Origin of the sequence: Rhodococcus sp. NPDC006774, assembly GCF_040636045.1 — a bacterium.
In the GTDB taxonomy this organism is placed as follows: domain Bacteria; phylum Actinomycetota; class Actinomycetes; order Mycobacteriales; family Mycobacteriaceae; genus Rhodococcoides.
Genome location: NZ_JBEYIW010000001.1, coordinates 126,235 through 142,683 on the forward strand (window position 1 = coordinate 126,235; position 16,449 = coordinate 142,683).

18 protein-coding genes and 4 tRNA genes are annotated in these 16,449 nt (G+C 64.3%); 5 read left to right on the forward strand and 17 right to left on the reverse strand.

Annotated features, from left to right (window positions below):
• The first annotated feature begins 104 nt into the window (after positions 1-104).
• Both ABZ677_RS00575 and ABZ677_RS00580 read left to right on the forward strand, forming a co-directional pair.
• Positions 105-638, forward strand: a complete 534-nt coding sequence (locus ABZ677_RS00575) for a sigma-70 family RNA polymerase sigma factor (protein WP_230596135.1) — start codon at positions 105-107, stop codon at positions 636-638.
• Positions 635-1,405 (forward strand): hypothetical protein, encoded by a 771-nt coding sequence (locus tag ABZ677_RS00580; RefSeq protein ID WP_358366230.1) that lies wholly within the window; start codon positions 635-637, stop codon positions 1,403-1,405. The genes ABZ677_RS00575 and ABZ677_RS00580 overlap by 4 nt, the downstream gene beginning before the upstream one ends.
• Here ABZ677_RS00580 and ABZ677_RS00585 read toward each other — a convergent pair.
• Genes ABZ677_RS00585 through ABZ677_RS00605 form a run of 5 tightly spaced genes read right to left on the reverse strand, consistent with a single transcriptional unit; the run spans position 1,384 to position 6,959 of the window.
• The gene (locus ABZ677_RS00585; RefSeq protein ID WP_358366231.1) at positions 1,384-3,630 is read right to left on the reverse strand and encodes an MMPL family transporter; all 2,247 of its coding nucleotides are present in this window, start codon (positions 3,628-3,630) and stop codon (positions 1,384-1,386) included. The genes ABZ677_RS00580 and ABZ677_RS00585 overlap by 22 nt on opposite strands.
• A complete protein-coding gene (locus tag ABZ677_RS00590; RefSeq protein WP_358366232.1) occupies positions 3,631-4,785 on the reverse strand; it encodes a hypothetical protein in 1,155 nt (384 codons plus the stop codon).
• A complete protein-coding gene (locus ABZ677_RS00595) occupies positions 4,782-5,522 on the reverse strand; it encodes a phosphatidylserine decarboxylase (protein ID WP_358366233.1) in 741 nt (246 codons plus the stop codon). Before ABZ677_RS00595 ends, ABZ677_RS00590 begins: the two co-directional genes overlap by 4 nt.
• Positions 5,522-5,719 (reverse strand): serine/threonine protein phosphatase, encoded by a 198-nt coding sequence (locus tag ABZ677_RS00600; protein WP_358366234.1) that lies wholly within the window; start codon positions 5,717-5,719, stop codon positions 5,522-5,524. The genes ABZ677_RS00595 and ABZ677_RS00600 overlap by 1 nt, the downstream gene beginning before the upstream one ends.
• 1 nt (position 5,720) lies before the next feature.
• A complete protein-coding gene (locus ABZ677_RS00605) occupies positions 5,721-6,959 on the reverse strand; it encodes an SDR family oxidoreductase (protein ID WP_094631941.1) in 1,239 nt (412 codons plus the stop codon).
• Positions 6,960-7,196: 237 nt separating this feature from the next.
• Between ABZ677_RS00605 and ABZ677_RS00610 the strand changes: the two genes are divergently transcribed.
• Both ABZ677_RS00610 and ABZ677_RS00615 read left to right on the forward strand, forming a co-directional pair.
• Positions 7,197-9,143: a CocE/NonD family hydrolase gene (locus ABZ677_RS00610; protein WP_358366235.1), complete on the forward strand. Its 1,947-nt coding sequence runs from the start codon at positions 7,197-7,199 to the stop codon at positions 9,141-9,143.
• Between the two features lie 10 nt (positions 9,144-9,153).
• Positions 9,154-10,065: an alpha/beta hydrolase gene (locus tag ABZ677_RS00615; RefSeq protein WP_358366236.1), complete on the forward strand. Its 912-nt coding sequence runs from the start codon at positions 9,154-9,156 to the stop codon at positions 10,063-10,065.
• A 77-nt stretch (positions 10,066-10,142) separates the two neighbouring features.
• Here the strand turns inward: ABZ677_RS00615 and rplA are convergent, their stop codons facing one another.
• The 11 genes from rplA to ABZ677_RS00670 all read right to left on the reverse strand — a co-directional run bounded on the left by rplA (position 10,143) and on the right by ABZ677_RS00670 (position 14,860).
• Positions 10,143-10,862: a 50S ribosomal protein L1 gene (gene rplA, locus ABZ677_RS00620; RefSeq protein ID WP_027498276.1), complete on the reverse strand. Its 720-nt coding sequence runs from the start codon at positions 10,860-10,862 to the stop codon at positions 10,143-10,145.
• A gap of 83 nt (positions 10,863-10,945) precedes the next feature.
• On the reverse strand, positions 10,946-11,380 hold the full coding sequence (gene rplK, locus ABZ677_RS00625; protein ID WP_008713829.1) for a 50S ribosomal protein L11: 435 nt from the start codon (positions 11,378-11,380) through the stop codon (positions 10,946-10,948).
• A gap of 64 nt (positions 11,381-11,444) precedes the next feature.
• Positions 11,445-12,269 carry a transcription termination/antitermination protein NusG gene (gene nusG, locus ABZ677_RS00630; protein WP_037187113.1) on the reverse strand — a complete coding sequence of 275 codons (825 nt, stop codon included), beginning with the start codon at positions 12,267-12,269 and terminating at the stop codon, positions 11,445-11,447.
• Between the two features lie 65 nt (positions 12,270-12,334).
• The gene (gene secE, locus ABZ677_RS00635; RefSeq protein WP_037188687.1) at positions 12,335-12,814 is read right to left on the reverse strand and encodes a preprotein translocase subunit SecE; all 480 of its coding nucleotides are present in this window, start codon (positions 12,812-12,814) and stop codon (positions 12,335-12,337) included.
• A 30-nt stretch (positions 12,815-12,844) separates the two neighbouring features.
• A tRNA-Trp gene (locus ABZ677_RS00640) sits at positions 12,845-12,917 on the reverse strand.
• A gap of 189 nt (positions 12,918-13,106) precedes the next feature.
• Positions 13,107-13,532 (reverse strand): (3R)-hydroxyacyl-ACP dehydratase subunit HadB, encoded by a 426-nt coding sequence (gene hadB / locus ABZ677_RS00645; protein ID WP_037187111.1) that lies wholly within the window; start codon positions 13,530-13,532, stop codon positions 13,107-13,109.
• A complete protein-coding gene (gene hadA, locus ABZ677_RS00650; RefSeq protein WP_052047287.1) occupies positions 13,519-14,031 on the reverse strand; it encodes a (3R)-hydroxyacyl-ACP dehydratase subunit HadA in 513 nt (170 codons plus the stop codon). The genes hadB and hadA overlap by 14 nt, the downstream gene beginning before the upstream one ends.
• A gap of 140 nt (positions 14,032-14,171) precedes the next feature.
• Positions 14,172-14,339 carry a 50S ribosomal protein L33 gene (gene rpmG, locus ABZ677_RS00655; protein WP_027498281.1) on the reverse strand — a complete coding sequence of 56 codons (168 nt, stop codon included), beginning with the start codon at positions 14,337-14,339 and terminating at the stop codon, positions 14,172-14,174.
• Between the two features lie 81 nt (positions 14,340-14,420).
• Positions 14,421-14,493 (reverse strand) — tRNA-Met (locus tag ABZ677_RS00660).
• A gap of 62 nt (positions 14,494-14,555) precedes the next feature.
• Positions 14,556-14,628 (reverse strand) — tRNA-Thr (locus ABZ677_RS00665).
• Positions 14,629-14,777: 149 nt separating this feature from the next.
• Positions 14,778-14,860: transfer RNA gene (locus ABZ677_RS00670), tRNA-Tyr, on the reverse strand.
• 175 nt (positions 14,861-15,035) lie between these two features.
• Here ABZ677_RS00670 and ABZ677_RS00675 point away from each other — a divergent pair.
• The gene (locus ABZ677_RS00675; protein ID WP_358366237.1) at positions 15,036-15,536 is read left to right on the forward strand and encodes a YajQ family cyclic di-GMP-binding protein; all 501 of its coding nucleotides are present in this window, start codon (positions 15,036-15,038) and stop codon (positions 15,534-15,536) included.
• Positions 15,537-15,573: 37 nt separating this feature from the next.
• Here the strand turns inward: ABZ677_RS00675 and htpX are convergent, their stop codons facing one another.
• Positions 15,574-16,443, reverse strand: coding sequence for a zinc metalloprotease HtpX (htpX, locus tag ABZ677_RS00680; RefSeq protein ID WP_358366238.1), 870 nt, complete (start codon positions 16,441-16,443; stop codon positions 15,574-15,576).
• Between the last annotated feature and the right edge of the window lie 6 nt (positions 16,444-16,449).

Here is a 16,449-nt window from a genome sequence, read left to right on the forward strand (position 1 = left end):
TGCAAGGTGTACGAGCGCCGATGCCAGAATGTTCAAAGCTCGGTAAAGAAATATTTCCCGCCTTCGGCATGAACGTCCGAGGGTCGACCGACGTATCCACTGTCATGAGCATCGGGAGCGTGATCGAACTGGACTTCGACGTCGCTGCCGCGTACGACGAGCACGCGTCGGCCATGCTCGGGTTCGCCGTCAACGCTCTTCGCGACAGAACTCTGGCCGAGGATTGCGTTCAGGAGACCTTCTTTCGGGCCTGGCGAGCACGGTCCCGGTTCGAGCCGAGACGCGGGTCGCTGCGAACGTGGCTGTTCGCCATCGAACGCAACGTGATCGTCGATGTTCAGCGGTCGCTGACGAGGATGCCGATGCCGGCCTCGGACCGGATCGAGGACATCGATCGGGGCTCGGGCGGGGTCACGCGCGACACCAGCCCCGACATCGACGAGCGGCTCCGCATCATCGCCGCGCTTGCCCTGCTCTCCCCCGAGCATCGTCAGGTCGTCGTCGCAGTGCACCTGAGCGGCAGCACCTACGCGGAGTTGTCGGAATCGACCGGGGTTGCCGTACGAACACTGCGCACCCGCACCTTCTACGCACTGCGAGCCCTACGAGACCACCTCGACGGAAAGGAGGAAACATGAGCGCATCACCCGATCGCCGAGCCGAGTTGATCGCCGCTGCCGTCGGCGGCGATCTCGACGAAGCCGAAACCTCCGAACTGCGCGAGCTCGCCGCGGCGGACCCCACGATCGACACCGAGATCGCCGAATTGCGCGCGATGACGGATTTTCTCGGCCGCCGTGGACCGACCGAGCCCTGGCTCGAATCTCCGACGCCACCCGACCTGCGCGAGCGAATCCTCGTCGCGACGGGTGACTCCGAGGAGCAGGCGGGCATCCAGCAGTTCGGACGGCAGCGGTTCGGACGGCAGCGATTCGGTGGGCAGCAGTTCGGACGGCAGCGCAGATCAGCAGGACTGGCCGCTGCGGCCGCAATCGTGGGCGTGGTGGTCGGCAGCGGGGTCGTGCTCGGAGTCGACGCCTACCGCCAGGACCCTACGAATCCGCCCACCGCGATCACCGGTCCACCCGGAACCCTCGGCGCGTACGAGGAGGTCGCGTTCACGACGACTACGCCGAGCGTCGACATAGAAGGAGGCCTGGTTGCCCACACGTGGGGCACCGAGACCGTCCTGGAGATGGACGGCATCTCCGATCGTGGGCCGTACGAGGTGGTTCTCGTCGACCGATCGGGTGTCGAACTCCCGTCCGGCACGTTCCTCGGTAGTGACATCACCATCGAGTGCCGGATGAACGCCGCGGTGCTGCGCCAGGACGTGACCGAGATCGAGATCCGCACGTCCGGCGGTGCCGTCCTGGCGAGCGCTCAGCTGCCGACGGCCTCGTAGCGCCCGGAGCCGGTGACGGCTTTCCTACGGTCCGAGCCGGGCCACCAGTTGCGCTCGCCGAAGAGCTTCATCATCGCCGGCACCATCATCATGCGCACCAGCACCGCGTCGAACAGCACCGCAATGGCGAGTGCGAAGCCGAACTGCTTGAGCTCTAGCACGTCGGCGGTGAGGAAGCTGGCGAACACGGCGACCATGATCGCGGCGGCGGCCGTGATCGGCCTGGCGGTGTGCTCGATGCCGTCGACGACGGCCACGTCGTTGCTCGCTCCCCGCACGAACACCTCACGCATGCGGCCGATGAGGAACACCTCGTAGTCCATCGACAGGCCGAAGACGACGGCGAACACCGTCACCGGTAGATACACCTGGATGTAGCCCGGGCTCTCGAACCCGAGGATGCTCGACCCCCAACCCCATTGGAAGACGGCGACGGTCGCACCCAACGCTGCTCCGGTGACCAGCAGGTTCATGGCGACGGCCTTGAGCGGAATCACCACGCTGCGGAAGACGACGGCCAAGTAGAAGAGCGAGAAGGCCAGGACAGCGGCGACGACCCAGGCGAACTTGCCCGAGATCTCGTCGGAGGCATCGACCACGAGTGCGGTGGTGCCACCCACGGAGACGTTCGTGCCGTCCGTGTCACCGGCGACGAGTGCCTGGGCACGAAGGGACCCGACGAGATCGGCGGCCTCCGACGAGTCGATCGGCACCGACGGAACCACGATCAGCAACGACCGTCCGCCCTCCGGCTGAGCCAACGCGTAGGCGACGCGATCGTCGCCGCGCACGAAGTCGGCGAACGCGTTGACGGTGGCCATCTGCTGCGGGCCCAACGGACTGTCGTCCTCACCCGTGAACACGATGGTGATGGGCGAGATGGTCCCGGGCGCGAACTTCTCGGTCAGGACCGTGTTGGCCCGTCCGGACGGTTCCGCGCTCAGCGCATCGGCACCGAGGTCGACGCCGTAGGAGATCGAACCGATGGGAATCAGGCAGACGATGAGGACCGCGGCCGACGCGGCCGTGTAGCGCCACGGACGTTCGATGACGTGCTGCGCCCACCGCGACCACCACGTGGGTACGGCGGCGTCGTGCTCGTCGACCGACGGAGGTCGGAATCTGCGCGGCAGTGACCAGGCCCCGATGCGCGGTCCCAGCACGGCGAGAATCGCCGGCAGCAGGGACCACGCGACCACGACGACGGTGGCGATGGTGAGTGCGACGACCAAAGAGATGCTGCGCACCGCGGGAACGTCGACGATGGCGAGGGCTCCGAGTGCGATCAACACGACCAGACCGGAGATGACGATGGTGTGCCCGGCAGTACCCATCGCCGCCCCCACCGCGTGCTCGGTCCGGTCCGGATCTTCCGGAGGTCCGGCTCGACCGATCTCCTCCCGGAATCGACTGACGATGAAGAGTGCGTAGTCGATTCCCAGGCCCAGACCGAACATCGCCGCCACGGTGGTGACGAGAACGTCGAAGGTCATCACGTTGGACAGCAGCGCGAACATCCCGAACGCCGCCAGCACGCCGATTCCGGTGGAGATCAACGGCACGATGCCCGCGACCACCGACCCCAGCGCCAGAACCAGGACCACGAAGGCGATGGGAAGACCGATGCTCTCGGCCCGCACTGCGTCCTCGGATTCGACGCGGGTGAGATCGACCGTCATCGGCGAATATCCCGTCACCGCCACCTCGACGCCGTCGCCGGACGCCGCGCCGATCATCTCCTGCACGCGTTCGGCCACCGCGATCCGATCGCTGGCCTCCCCGCCGATACCGACGAACGCGAGCGCCGACGTGCCGTCCTCGGAGATCGTCGGGACGAAGCCTGCGGTCTCGTAGGGGTCGACGACTCGCAGCACGTCCGGGGACTGCCGCAGCCGACCGACGACCTCCCCCACTCGCTCACGGAACGCCGGGTCCGATGTGTTCACCGACTCGGAGGTGAACGTGACGACGAGTTGTTCGGAGCCGAACGATTCGAAGTGACGCTCGATCAGATCGTCGGCCCGGCTCGATTCGGTGCCCGGCACCGAGAAGTTGGCCCCGACGAGTGAATTCTGCAGCGCCGGATACAGAACCGCCGATCCCACCGCCAGCAGCGTCCAGATCGCCAGCACCACCCAGCGACGACGCGCAACGAGTCGGCCCCACCGGTCGCCGATGTTTCCCCTGCTCAACTGCCGGTCGCTTCGCGAGATCGTGTCGGTCATCTACGTCAACTCCCGGCTGAAGATGCGATACGTGCGGTGCGGGGCGAGTTTCGTCCGCGACAGGACCGAGCCCCTCATCCACGGACTGTCGTCGAGCACGGGAGCCGCTTCGACGCGCGTGAACCCGAGGTCGCGCATGCGCACCGACATCTCCATGATCAGCAGGGAGGACACCGCTCGATCGGGGCAATCGGGATCGACGAACAGCATGTCCACCCGCACGCCGTCGATCACTTCCGTGCGACCCGGACGCTTGACGTGCCACAGCGTCACCAGGTCTCGCGCCCAGCGCGACTTCAGGTGCGACGCCTTCGCGGCGGCCTGATTGACGTCCGGGATTCCCATCAGGAAGCCGACCGGTTCACCGTCGAGTTCGGCCAGCAGGGTGAGCCGGCGGTCGATGACCGGAAGCATCATCTTCAACAGCTCGAACAATTCCGTGTAGGACAGCGGCGAAAAGCCCCAGAAGTTCACGAACGTCTTGTTGTAGAGGTCCCGCACGATGCGTGCGTCGCGGCGCAGCGTCCGGTACTTCATCGACCGGAACGTCACTTCCGATCGCGCCTTGATCTTCTCGAAGATCTGCATGTGCCGCGCGTATTTGGGGTCGTTGTAGATGATGCACGGGTCGTCGAAGAGGTAGCTGTAGAAGTCCTTGACCGCCATCAGACCCCACTTCTCGAAGTGGGCCGCGTAGTACAGCGGATTGTGCGGCATCCCCACCAGGGGCAGTGCCGGGATCTCGTCGACGACGATGCCTGCGCTGTAGAACATCGACGGACCGAACGGCCCGGATATCGTCCCGAGCCCGCGCGCCGAAAGCCATTGCGCCGCAGCGTCGAGCAACGCCTTCGCGACGTCGTGATCGTCGACGGCCTCGTAGAAGCCGAAGAAGCCGATCGACTCCCCCGTGTACTCGGTGAACGACAGATCGTGGATGGCCACGATGCGACCGACGGCAATTCCGTTCTCGCGCGCCAGGAATGCCTTGGTGATGCGGGTGGCGGCGACCGAGGGCGGCGGCGAGATGAGCACTCGACGCAGGTCCATCGACTCGTCGGGAAGGCGGTACGGGTCGCCCTGGTAGACCAGGTCCGAGACGGCCTCGAACTCGCGCCAGCCGGCTTTGCCGTCGACCTCTTCGATCGTGATCATCGTTCCTCTTCGCTCCGTTGACTGCCGTCGACGAGGATCGGTGAACGGGCCACCGTCGTCTCCCCGGCGAACACGTAATTACCTGGCCGGACAGTGATCTCGTCGACGAGTGCGTCCGGCACGAACACGTCGCACTGAGAACCGAAGCGGATCATCCCGTACTGCTCACCGCGTTCGACGGTGTCTCCGACGGCGACGTGCGCGACGATCCGGTCGACCCAGAGATCGGCAATCTGCGTCACCGTCACCACGGCACCGGACTCGTGCTCTATCGAGATGGTGAGCCGCTCGTTGGTGAGGAGGTAGTCGCAGCCCTCGTCGTAAGGTGTGCGCCGGGTCAACAGGTTCGCGCCGACCCGCGCCATCGACCTGTTGAACGGTGCTGCGGACCGGTGGCGGCGCATGCCGACAGTGCCCGACACCGGAATTCGGTTGCGGTGCACCGAGTATTCGGACATGTAGATCCCGATCAGGTAGCCACTGTCGCTCGACGCGACTCCTGCGATCTCGTCGAGGACGATCGTCCGTCCCTTCTTCACGGCGAACGCGGTACTGCCTGCCTCCACGCGTTTGACGTACGTGACGAACCCGTCGGCCGGGGCGAGCACCGCCCGCGGATCGGCCGGTGGTTCGCGGTGCGGATCGCGGAAGAAGAACCGGGTCCGCCAGTACACGAACAGCGCGAACGGAGCTGCCAGCACTGCACCGAGGGCGAGCGCCAACCGAATCCACGACATCAGCTGTGCCGCTGTTCGTCGACGCTCTCCGACCAGGTCACGAAGGCATCGGCTGCCCGGTTCCGCACCGACCCGGGCAGCAACCCGATCACCCCACACACCACGTAGAAGCCCAGTGAGAGAACGCCGTTGGTCACCTCGCGGCCGATGGGTACGTCCCGAAGGCGCACCGAGGTGGGTTCGAATCCGTCCGCCACGTCAGTTGACGGCGGCGGGCGTGAGCGTCTTGAGCTGTGCTTTCTCGAAGTAGAGCTCGAAGAGTCGGCGGTGATCGCACCAGGAGATGTCGTGGTCGACGGGCAGGATCGCCTCGGGCTTGTGCACCAGGCGCATGAGCTGATCGATGTTGTCGGCCAGCATCGTCTCGGCGAATCGAGGAGAGATGCGCGCGCTGACGCGCTCCTTGAACTCCTCCCAGCTCACCAGATCGAGCCCGAGAAGGTCGGCGTAGAGATCGTGACCGTAGCCGGTGGGATTGCTCGGCAACAGCCTCGTCAGAGGATGGCTGCGCAACGAGTTGCTCGCCATGACGTCGCACATCACGTCGACCGGAACGTAGTTCATCCCCGGGCCTTCCCAGATGGCACCGGCCGCGATCGCCAGTTCGATGATGCGCCAGAAGCTGTAGACCCGGCCCGGATCACGACCGAGTTCGGTGCTTCCGAGGATGTAAGGAGCCTCGCACAGGGTGACGGAGTAGGTGTCCGACATCGACAGCCACCCGAGCAGCGTTGCGTTGACCCACTTCATCTGCGCGTACCCGGAGTACCACCACGAATCGGGACGACGGAAATCCTCGGGCTTCTGATAGAGGTGGGCACCGATACTGCCCACGTACGTCAGATGCTTGCGGGTGGAGGTGATGCTGAATTCGAGGATGCGCAGCACGCTGACGAACCAGTCGTCGCGCAGCTCGGCGTAGCTCTCGGTGTAATCGGTGGAACTGGCACAGTTGAAGATCTGTCCCACTCCGGCAGCCAGGTCGTAGTAGGCGGTCTTGTCGAGACCGAACCGGAATTTCGTGGGAGTGCCCTCGACGATGCGGATCTTGTCTGCGTCCACCGCGATCTCGTACTGGTCGAAGGTGCGCTGCAGACGCTCGAGGGCTGTTTCCTCCTCGGTGGGACGAACCATCGCGTAGACGATCTCCACCGCCGCATCACGCGTCAGTCGACCGATCAGGTGGGCGCCGAGGAAGCCGTTGGCCCCGAACACCAGCGCGGTCTCGGTCACCGGGGGTGCCATCGCCGCTACCCGTCGGCGGGTGTCCTCGTCGATGAAGGGCCGCAGCGCAGTGGGATCACCGTTGCTCAGGGCAACGACGTCCGCGTACTTACCGGCGAAGCGAAGCCCCGGGCATTCATTGGTGATCAGCGCATCCGCGTGCGGCCAGACCGGACGCAACGATCCGTCTCCGAACAGTGCTTCTACGTGCATTCGTGCTCCCCTGCAACGATCGGTGTCCCATGTCACTTCGGACCGCCAGAACGTAGCAATCCCGCGGGCTCACGACTCGCCGACCGGAAAAGTCTGGTACCCCCCATAGCGTCACTCAACTTTTGTTGAGAGGGTTCCCAACAAAACACAGCTGTGCACGACATTTGTTGGAGCAGATTACGACCGATCCGCGTTCCGCAGGACAAACAGGGTCGTTCGAAGGTCTAATCGATCTTCATGACTGCCGTGCAGCCCCACCCCCTCCTGCAACCCGTACGCGATCCCAGCGGCGGCGACGCGGCAGCGGCGTGGGCGGAGATCGTGCGCGAGCAACCGCGCTACCCTCGCGTGTCCATCACGGCGAACGTGCGCATCCCGACGAGCGACGGGACGGCGTTGCGCGCATACGTCTTTCGCCCCGCGGACGCGTCGGGACGCGCGGTCGAGGGCACGTTTCCCACCGTCCTGAACCTCACGCCCTACAACAAGCTGCTGATCAAGGGCATCGACACCATCCTCGAGACCCCGGTTCTCGGCAGTGCCATCAGAACCTTCTCGTCCGCGTTCGACCTGACCGGAACCAGATTCGACGGCATCACCGAGATCACCCGAGTGGTGGCGGGCGGGGCTGCCGACCTGCTTTCGGTCAACCGCCATCTCGTGCGCAGCGGGTACGTCCAGATGATCGTCGACGTCCGCGGAACCGGCAGTTCCTCGGGCACCTGGGACGTGCTGGGTCCCCGGGAACAGCTCGACTCGCTCGAGGTGATCGAGTGGGCCCGACGCCAGTATTGGTGCAACGGCCGGATCGGGATGGCCGGCATCTCGTACTCCGCGATCAATGCGCTGCAGGCCGCGGCCAAGCAGCCCGCCGGGCTCGACGCGATCTTCGCGGTCGAGGGCTCGGTGGATATCGTGCGTGAAGTCTTTGCCACCGGAGGGGCCACCTCGGCGTTCATTCCACTGTGGCTCGCGGCGGTCAACGGGCTCAAATGGGCACCCGCGGTAGGCGGAGTCGACACGCTCGCCTGGCTCCGCGATCGCGTTCGATCACCGGCCACGAATCTGTTCGACCTGGCCAAAGGCTTTGTCACAGGCGGAGATCCGCGAATCTACGACAACGAGTACTACGACACCATCGATGCCGTCATCGAAGACATCGCGGCACCGACATTTCTGTACGGCTGCTGGCACGACATCTTCGGCGGTTCCGCACCGGACATCTACAATCGACTCGCTCTCGAACGCGGATTCAAGCAGTTGCTCGTCGGCGACGGCTACCACGGCAACCCGGGAATCGGCTTCGGCGAACCGGGCTTTCCGCCTCGCCTGGACGTACTCGAGCGCGCCTGGTTCGACAAGTGGCTACGCGACGTGGACAACGGAATCGAGAACTACGGCCCCGTCACCCTGCGTCAGCAGGGTGGCAATTGGACTGCGCACGGACGCTTTCCGGCTCCCCGGGCGCAACCCCGCCGGCTCTACCTGTCGGCAGCGGCTTCGGGCACCGCGCCCCATGCCGTCGCCGACGGCAGCCTCACCGGCGAACCGGCCGCCGAATCCGACGTCCTGACGGTTCGCCCGTCACTGCGAGCCGTCGTATCTCGCGACACCACACAGGTTCTCGCCGGTGTGACGGCAGTCCTGGGCGGCGGCTTCACCTACGACAATCGATTCGCCGAGGGCGCAGCAGTCACCTTCACCACCGCCCCTGCCGAGTCGGACACCGTCCTGTCCGGCCCCATGAACCTGCACCTACGCGTCGTCTGCCATGCACCGGAAGCGATGTGGGCCATCATGATCTGCGACGTCGCCCCGAGCGGCCGATCGATCGTGCTCAGCAACGGAGCCCTGCTCGCCTCACGCCGAGCCGTGGACGACGAGCGATCGCTGTTCACCCCGAACGGCGATTACACCCGTCCGTACCATCCACTCACCGAGGCAGCGTTGCTCCCGGTACCCGTGGGCGAACCCATCGCCCTCGACATCGACATCCTCACCACCGAGGCCGTCATCGCGTCCGGCCACCGCCTACGCGTGAGCGTATTCGCCACCGACGCACCGCGGTTCATCCCGATCCTGCCGGATCTGGTCCGTACGCGGCTGCGCAGACAGGACATCGACATCGATCCGAAGAATCCGAGTTACCTGGTGGTTCCGGTACTCGGTGAGCCCGGCTGGTAGGAACGAGAACATGAGAATCGAACAAGGTGTCGCGCCGACGAACTCCGTCGAGATCGCGTACGAGGACATGGGATCGATCGACGATCCCGCAGTGTTACTCATCATGGGCCTGTCCGCGCAATTGACGTTGTGGCCCATGGACTTCTGCACCCGCCTCGTCGACGCCGGCTACCGGGTGATCCGAATCGACAATCGCGATATCGGTTTGTCCACCAAGATGACCGGGCAGAAAGTCCGAGGATCCCAGATCCTGCGCCTGATCCGGCACGAGTTCGGGATGTCCTCGGACGTGCCGTACACGATCACGGACATGGCGGCCGACGCCGTCGGCGTGCTCGACCATCTCGACATCGACTCGGTGCACGTCGTCGGTGCCTCGATGGGCGGGATGATCACCCAGGTCTTCGCCGGAAGCTATCCCGGACGAACGAAGTCGGTCGGCATCCTCTTCTCGAGCACCAACGAGCCGTTTCTGCCGCCGCCCGATCCGCGCGCGCTGCTGCCCCTCATCGGCGGAGTCGGGAAGGACGCCACCAGGGACGAGATCATCGCGCACTCGGCGAAGACGCTCGCCGCGATCGGTTCCCCCGGTTACCGCACTCCGCTCGAGGAGCAACTGGAGATCGCGCAGGTGATGTACGAGCGGAACTACAACCCGTCCGGAGTCGTCCGTCAGATGGCTGCCATCACCGGCACCGGCAGCCTGCGGCCGTACGCGAAGAAGATCACGGCGCCGACCACCGTCATCCACGGCACCGCCGACAAACTGGTGCGGCCGTCGGGCGGTAAGGCCATCGCCCGCGCCGTCCCCGACGCCGAGCTGACTCTGATCGACGGTATGGCCCACGACCTGCCCGCCGCACTGCTCGACCGCATCGCCGGCATCATCCTGGCGAACTTCGCGCGGGCGCGGGCTGCGTAGGCGAGACGGACCCCATCACGCGACGAAGGCCGGCACCCGATGGATCGGTGCCGGCCTTCGCAGTGGTGCTGAGCTGATTACGCGTTCGCGTCGTCCTCGAGGAGGTTGCGCGTGCGGTTCGGATCGACCTGGACGCCGGGTCCGGTGGTGGTCGAGACGGTGACCTTCTTGACGTAACGACCCTTGGCCGACGACGGCTTCGCACGCAGGATCTCGTCCAGCGCTGCGCCGTAGTTCTCCACCAGCTTGGTCTCGTCGAACGAGGCCTTGCCGATGACGAAGTGCAGGTTGGCCTGCTTGTCGACGCGGAAGTTGATCTTGCCGCCCTTGATGTCGTTGACGGCCTTGGTCACATCGTTGGTGACCGTGCCCGTCTTCGGGTTCGGCATCAGGCCACGCGGTCCGAGGACACGGGCGATACGGCCGACCTTGGCCATCTGATCCGGGGTGGCGATCGCGGCGTCGAAGTCCAGGAATCCGCCCTGGATGCGCTCGATCAGATCTTCTGCGCCGACGACGTCGGCTCCTGCTGCCTCGGCCTCTGCAGCCTTCTCACCAGCGGCGAAAACAATAACCCGAGCGGTCTTGCCGGTGCCGTGGGGAAGGTTGACGGTGCCGCGCACCATCTGGTCGGCCTTGCGAGGGTCGACGCCGAGACGCACTGCGACCTCGACGGTGGGGTCGAACTTGCTCGACGCGGTCTCCTTGGCCAGCTTCGCGGCTTCGAGAGGCGAGTAGAGGTTGTCCTGGTCGATCTTTGCGGCCTGCTCGAGGTAGGCCTTGCTGCGCTTTGCCATGTCTTACTGTCCTTCGTTCGAGTTCAGTGTGGTTGACGAGCCTGGCCGGCTCTCCCACGTGTGATGCTTGGAGAGGCTGAGAATCAGCCTTCGACCGTGATGCCCATCGAGCGAGCAGTGCCGGCGATGATCTTCGCGGCCTGATCGATGTCGTTGGCGTTGAGGTCTTCCTGCTTGGTCTTGGCGATCTCGCGCACCTGGTCCATGGTCACCTTGGCGACCTTGGTCTTGTGCGGCTCGCCGGAGCCCTTCGCCACGCCTGCGGCCTTGAGCAGCAGCTTGGCAGCGGGAGGAGTCTTCAGCTTGAAGTCGAACGTGCGGTCTTCGTAGACCGAGATCTCGACCGGCACGACGTTTCCGCGCTGCGACTCGGTCGCGGCGTTGTACGCCTTGCAGAACTCCATGATGTTGACGCCGTGCTGGCCCAGTGCGGGGCCGACGGGCGGTGCCGGGTTGGCGGCACCGGCCTGGATCTGAAGCTTGATGATCCCGGCTAGCTTCTTCTTCTTCGGGGGCATTTCTTTTTCCTTGTATTCGCTCGGGTTTCTTGCGGTTGCTACTGCAAGTCTGTGTGGTCGGCTTCTAGATCTTGGAGACCTGGGTGAAGCCGAGCTCGACCGGTGTTTCACGGCCGAAGATCGATACCAACACCTTGAGCTTCTGCTGCTCTGCGTTGACCTCGCTGATGCTGGCGGGGAGGGTCGCGAACGGGCCGTCCATGACGGTGACCGACTCGCCGACCTCGAAGTCGACCTCGATGGTGGGCTTCGACGTGGTGTCGCCGCCCTGCTCCGCTGCGCCTGCGGTCGCTTTCGCGTCCTTCTTGGCACCTTCCTGCGGCATGAGGAACTTGACGACCTCGTTGATGGTCAACGGTGACGGCCGCGAGGTGGCACCGACGAAACCGGTGACGCCTGGCGTGTTGCGGACAGCTCCCCAGGACTCGTCGTTGAGTTCCATGCGGACGAGGATGTAGCCGGGCAGAACCTTGCGGTTGACCTGCTTGCGCTGGCCGTTCTTGATCTCGGTGACCTCTTCGATGGGAACTTCCACCTGGAAGATGTAGTCACCGACGTCGAGGTTCTGCACGCGGGTCTCGAGGTTGGCCTTGACCTTGTTCTCGTAGCCTGCGTACGAGTGGATGACGTACCAGTCACCGGGAGCGCGGCGCAGAGCCGCCTTCATCTCGGCAACGGGATCCTCGGGCTCGGCTGTCACATCTGCATCGGCGGTCTCGCCGTCTTCGGCGGGGACATCCTCACCGGTAGCAGCGGCGACGTCGGCCTTGATGGCTTCGTCGGTCTCGCGGTCCTGAGCGGCCTGCTCCGCTTCGAGGCCCTGCTTGGTCGCCTCGACATCGGCGTCGAATGCGGCCACTTCGGTGGCGTCGTTGTGCGGCGTGCTCACGTCAGCACCCTTTCTCTAGTTTCCTGCTCGGTTCGATCGTCGATATGTCACGCAGCTGCGATCGGTCAGCCGAACAGCCAGCCGACGCCCTGAATGAAGAGCAGATCGAGGCCACTGATGTAGGCGACCATGAACGTCAGGAAGACGAGCACGACGCTGGTGTAGGTGACCATCTGCTTCTTGTTCGGCCAGATGACCTTGCGAAGCTCGGCGACGACCTCACGGAAGAACTGCAGCAGACGCAGGAACACGTTCGGCCGCTTGTCGGCTTTGACCTTGCCCGATCGAGTCCTACCGGTCTTGGCCTTGGCCGGCGCGGTGGATGCGGCCGGAGCCTTGGACATCGACACGCCCGAGGCACTACCGCGGGACCTGCTGGTGGATCGCTTGCCGGTGGGTACCACGGCGTCTGCAGCGGATTCACCGGCAGTGGTATCAGCATCGGAAGGACGGCCCTCGGAGCCAGGTGCGACGTCGTCCGAGGCCGAGGAGTTCTCGAACTCCTCCTCCGATCGACCGTCGCGCTTACCGCGCTCCTCGCTCACGTCGTTCCTCTCAGTTGCTGACACCTTGGGCAGGGGCGACAGGACTTGAACCTGCAACCTACGGTTTTGGAGACCGTTGCTCTACCAATTGAGCTACGCCCCTTCGGCCGAAACTTCTCGGCCGCTCTGGTGTCCATCCGGCTCGTACACGCGGCCTACGCACCCCCGGGAAGAGGACGCGGGCAGCGCAGAGCGCCGAATTACCCCAGAAATCTCAGTGTACTGCACACCCTTCGGAACAGATAAATCCCGTCGTCCCGGCCGTGAACTACCTCGACCGGATCGACCATGCTCAGGCCAAGCGCACCGTTGCGGTGGCTCTCCCGAAAATCTTCTTGCCCTCGAACTTCGCGACGATGGCGACGGTCGCAGTGCGCTTCTCGTCGTCCATCGACTTGATCTTGCCGGTGAACTCGACCGACGCCGCAGCGTCCGCCGGGACGTACACCGAGCTGGTGAAGCGCACGTTGTATTCGGTGACCGCACCGGGATCGCCGAGCCACGAGGTGACGAAGCCGGCACCGAGACCCATCGTCAGCATGCCGTGCGCGATCACGTTGTCCAGTCCGGCCAACTCGACGACTTCGTCGCTCCAGTGGATGGGATTGGGGTCGCCCGACACGCCTGCGTAGTTCACCAGGTCGCCGCGGGTCAGGGACACGATGCGCTCGGGAAGCTCGTCACCGACGGACACGTCGCCGAAATTACGAAGCGCCATGCATGATCACTTCCTTGACCGCGTGCGCGATGTTCTCGTCGATCTCGCCACCGGTACGGGCCACGATGGTCGTCCAGGTCGTCTGGACGACCTCACCGTTCTGATCGGTGACGATGTTCTTGGTGGTCATGATGTCGCTGCCACTCATCTGACGAAAGGACTCGAGGTGGACGTCGCAGATCAACCGGTCGCCGACCTGAATCGGCCGGTGGAATTCCAGTCGCTGATCGGTCTGCAGGATCTGACTCGGGTCGTAACCGGTGATGACCTCTTTGAACATCCGCGTCTGCGCGATGATGCCCACCAGTGAAATGAAGGTCAAGGGCGCGAGGAGACCGTCGTAACCGAGGCCCTTCGCTGCGTCCTCGTCGTGGTGCGCGGGGTGGAAATCCTGAACCGCACGCGCGTACTCACGAACCTTCTCGCGGCCGACCTCGTAGAAGTCGTCGACGCGATAATGAAAACCGACCATGGACGCCGCGTGAGCGGACACATCCATGGCCGGGACATCCTGTGGAGCTTGTGACACGGAAAGACAACCTTTTCTACCCTGGACGCAAGAGCCGTTAGGTGGAGAAGTGTGTCCTAACGCCGGGCGCCGACTGCTGAACGGAACTGCGAACCAGCGAGCCGAGCGGACTAGCGAGATTCGCGGTGAGCCCGATGCGTGCCGCAGTTGGAGCAGAACTTCTTCAGCTCGATGCGGTCGGGATCGTTCCGACGGTTCTTCTTGGTGATGTAGTTGCGGTGCTTGCAAACCTCGCAGGCCAAGGTGATCTTGGGCCGCACATCGGTGGAGGAGGCCACTGGACGCCTACTTTCGGGTAAATCTGATCAGGGTCAATCAGGACTGTTCATGAGTGCTACTGGTCGTGCTTGCCTACTGTGTAGCGGTGACCGGACTTGAACCGGCGACGCAACGATTATGAGTCGTTTGCTCTACCAACTGAGCTACACCGCCTCAGGTGCTCACCGTCCACCATCCCACGCGGGGAACGCGACGTCGAGCCATCCAATCCAGCGAGCCCCCTAACGGAATCGAACCGTTGACCTTTTCCTTACCATGGAAACGCTCTACCGACTGAGCTAAGGGGGCGAGCAACTACGCATGTTGCCGTGCGCTGAAGCCTTCAAGAGGTTACACATTCCGAGCGCCGACTACCAAATTGCGTGGTCAGCGAGCCGTTCTGGTCCCTCTTCACATGGAAACCCCAGCGAGAGAAATCCTCGCCGGGGTTCCAGGTGTGGCAGATGTAGGATTCGAACCTACGTAGGCATAAGCCGACGGATTTACAGTCCGCTCCCATTGGCCGCTCGGGCAATCTGCCGTGATGCGATCGAAGCCCGTACTGCTCTTCGGCGCGGTGAGAAGAATACAACGAACGTCCCCCCGGAACGCAAACCGGGTGGATACGGTCGGTAGCGGGCCGATAAAGTCCCAGCGGGATGTGGACCGACACCACCGCAAAATCAAATTTTCGATTCGACTGGAGAGTGTGAGAAGTGGCTGATTCGTCCTTCGACGTAGTGAGCAAGGTCGACCGACAGGAAGTGGACAACGCCGTCGGACAGGCCGCGAAGGAGCTGGCGACCCGCTTCGACTTCCGTGGATCCGACACCAGCATCGAATGGTCCGGCAGCGGCGAGTCCGAGACCATCGTCATCACCTCCGAATCCGAGGAGAAGGTCAAGGCCGCCCTCGACGTGTTCAAGGAGAAGCTGATCCGACGGGACGTCTCCCTCAAAGCCTTCGAGACCAACGAGCCGGCCGCGTCCGGCAAGGTCTACAAGGTCACCGGCAAGCTCGTGCAGGGCATCACGACCGAGAACGCCAAGAAGATCTCCAAGAAGATCCGCGACGACGGCCCCAAGGGCGTCAAGGCCCAGATCCAGGGCGACGAACTGCGCGTGAGCAGCAAGAAGCGCGACGACCTGCAAGCCATCCAGCAGCTGCTCAAGAGCGAGGACTTCGGCATCGCACTGCAGTTCGTCAACTACCGCTAGAGCGGCTTCTCCCCTGGGTCGTTCCGCAGGCTCGGCGTCAGTACGGCCGGTGGCCGGCCATCCGCTCGAGGCGCTCGATGCGGTCGGCCATCGGGGGGTGGGTGGCGAACAACTGCCCTGCCTTGTCGCCGATGCGGAACGGATTGGCGATCATCAGATGTGACTCCGCCGCCAACCGCGGCTCGGGCGGCAACGGTGCCAACTGCACCCCCTGCTCGAGCTTGCGGAGCGCCGACGCGAGGGCCAGCGGATCTCCGGTCAGCTCGGCTCCCGACTGATCTGCCTGGTACTCCCGCGAACGGGAGACGGCCAGCCGAACCAGGGTGGCCGCAATGGGCCCCAGCATCGACACCAGGAGCAGCGCGATCGGGTTCGGGCCTCCGTTGCCGCGTCCGCCGAAGATGTTGGCGAAAAAGGCCAGGTTGGCCAAGCCGGAGATGACAGCAGCCATCGCTCCCGCCACCGACGAGATCAGAATGTCTCGGTTGTAGACGTGCGAGAGTTCGTGACCGAGCACCGCGCGTAGTTCGCGCTCGTCGAGGATGCGCAGGATGCCCTCGGTGCAGCACACCGCTGCATTGCGCGGGTTGCGTCCTGTCGCGAACGCGTTGGGGTTGTTGGTGGGGCTGACGTACAGCGCGGGCATCGGCTGATGAGCCGTCGTCGCCAACTCCCGCACGATCCGATACATCGCCGGCTGCTCGAGCTCGCTCACCGGCACGGCATGCATCGACCGCAAGGCCATCTTCGCGCTGTTGAAGTACGCGTAACCGTTGACGCCGACTGCCAACACGATGGAGCCGATGAGAATGGCCGCGTTACCGAACAGCGAGCCGATGAAGACGATGAGCGCCGACATCCCGACCAGCAGGCCGAAAGTCTTCGCGCCGTTCGCGTAACCGTTCATGTCTGA

Coding starts and splice junctions, on each gene's coding strand:
- ABZ677_RS00605 (WP_094631941.1), bottom strand. CDS start 6,959: ATGCACGTAGAAGCACTGTTCGGAGACGGATCGTTGCGTCCGGTCTGG.
- htpX (WP_358366238.1), bottom strand. CDS start 16,443: ATGAACGGTTACGCGAACGGCGCGAAGACTTTCGGCCTGCTGGTCGGG.
- rplK (WP_008713829.1), bottom strand. CDS start 11,380: ATGCCCCCGAAGAAGAAGAAGCTAGCCGGGATCATCAAGCTTCAGATC.
- ABZ677_RS00575 (WP_230596135.1), top strand. CDS start 105: ATGAGCATCGGGAGCGTGATCGAACTGGACTTCGACGTCGCTGCCGCG.
- rplA (WP_027498276.1), bottom strand. CDS start 10,862: ATGGCAAAGCGCAGCAAGGCCTACCTCGAGCAGGCCGCAAAGATCGAC.
- ABZ677_RS00580 (WP_358366230.1), top strand. CDS start 635: ATGAGCGCATCACCCGATCGCCGAGCCGAGTTGATCGCCGCTGCCGTC.
- hadB (WP_037187111.1), bottom strand. CDS start 13,532: ATGGCGCTTCGTAATTTCGGCGACGTGTCCGTCGGTGACGAGCTTCCC.
- ABZ677_RS00590 (WP_358366232.1), bottom strand. CDS start 4,785: ATGATCACGATCGAAGAGGTCGACGGCAAAGCCGGCTGGCGCGAGTTC.
- ABZ677_RS00595 (WP_358366233.1), bottom strand. CDS start 5,522: ATGTCGTGGATTCGGTTGGCGCTCGCCCTCGGTGCAGTGCTGGCAGCT.
- hadA (WP_052047287.1), bottom strand. CDS start 14,031: ATGGATGTGTCCGCTCACGCGGCGTCCATGGTCGGTTTTCATTATCGC.
- ABZ677_RS00610 (WP_358366235.1), top strand. CDS start 7,197: ATGACTGCCGTGCAGCCCCACCCCCTCCTGCAACCCGTACGCGATCCC.
- ABZ677_RS00615 (WP_358366236.1), top strand. CDS start 9,154: ATGAGAATCGAACAAGGTGTCGCGCCGACGAACTCCGTCGAGATCGCG.
- ABZ677_RS00585 (WP_358366231.1), bottom strand. CDS start 3,630: ATGACCGACACGATCTCGCGAAGCGACCGGCAGTTGAGCAGGGGAAAC.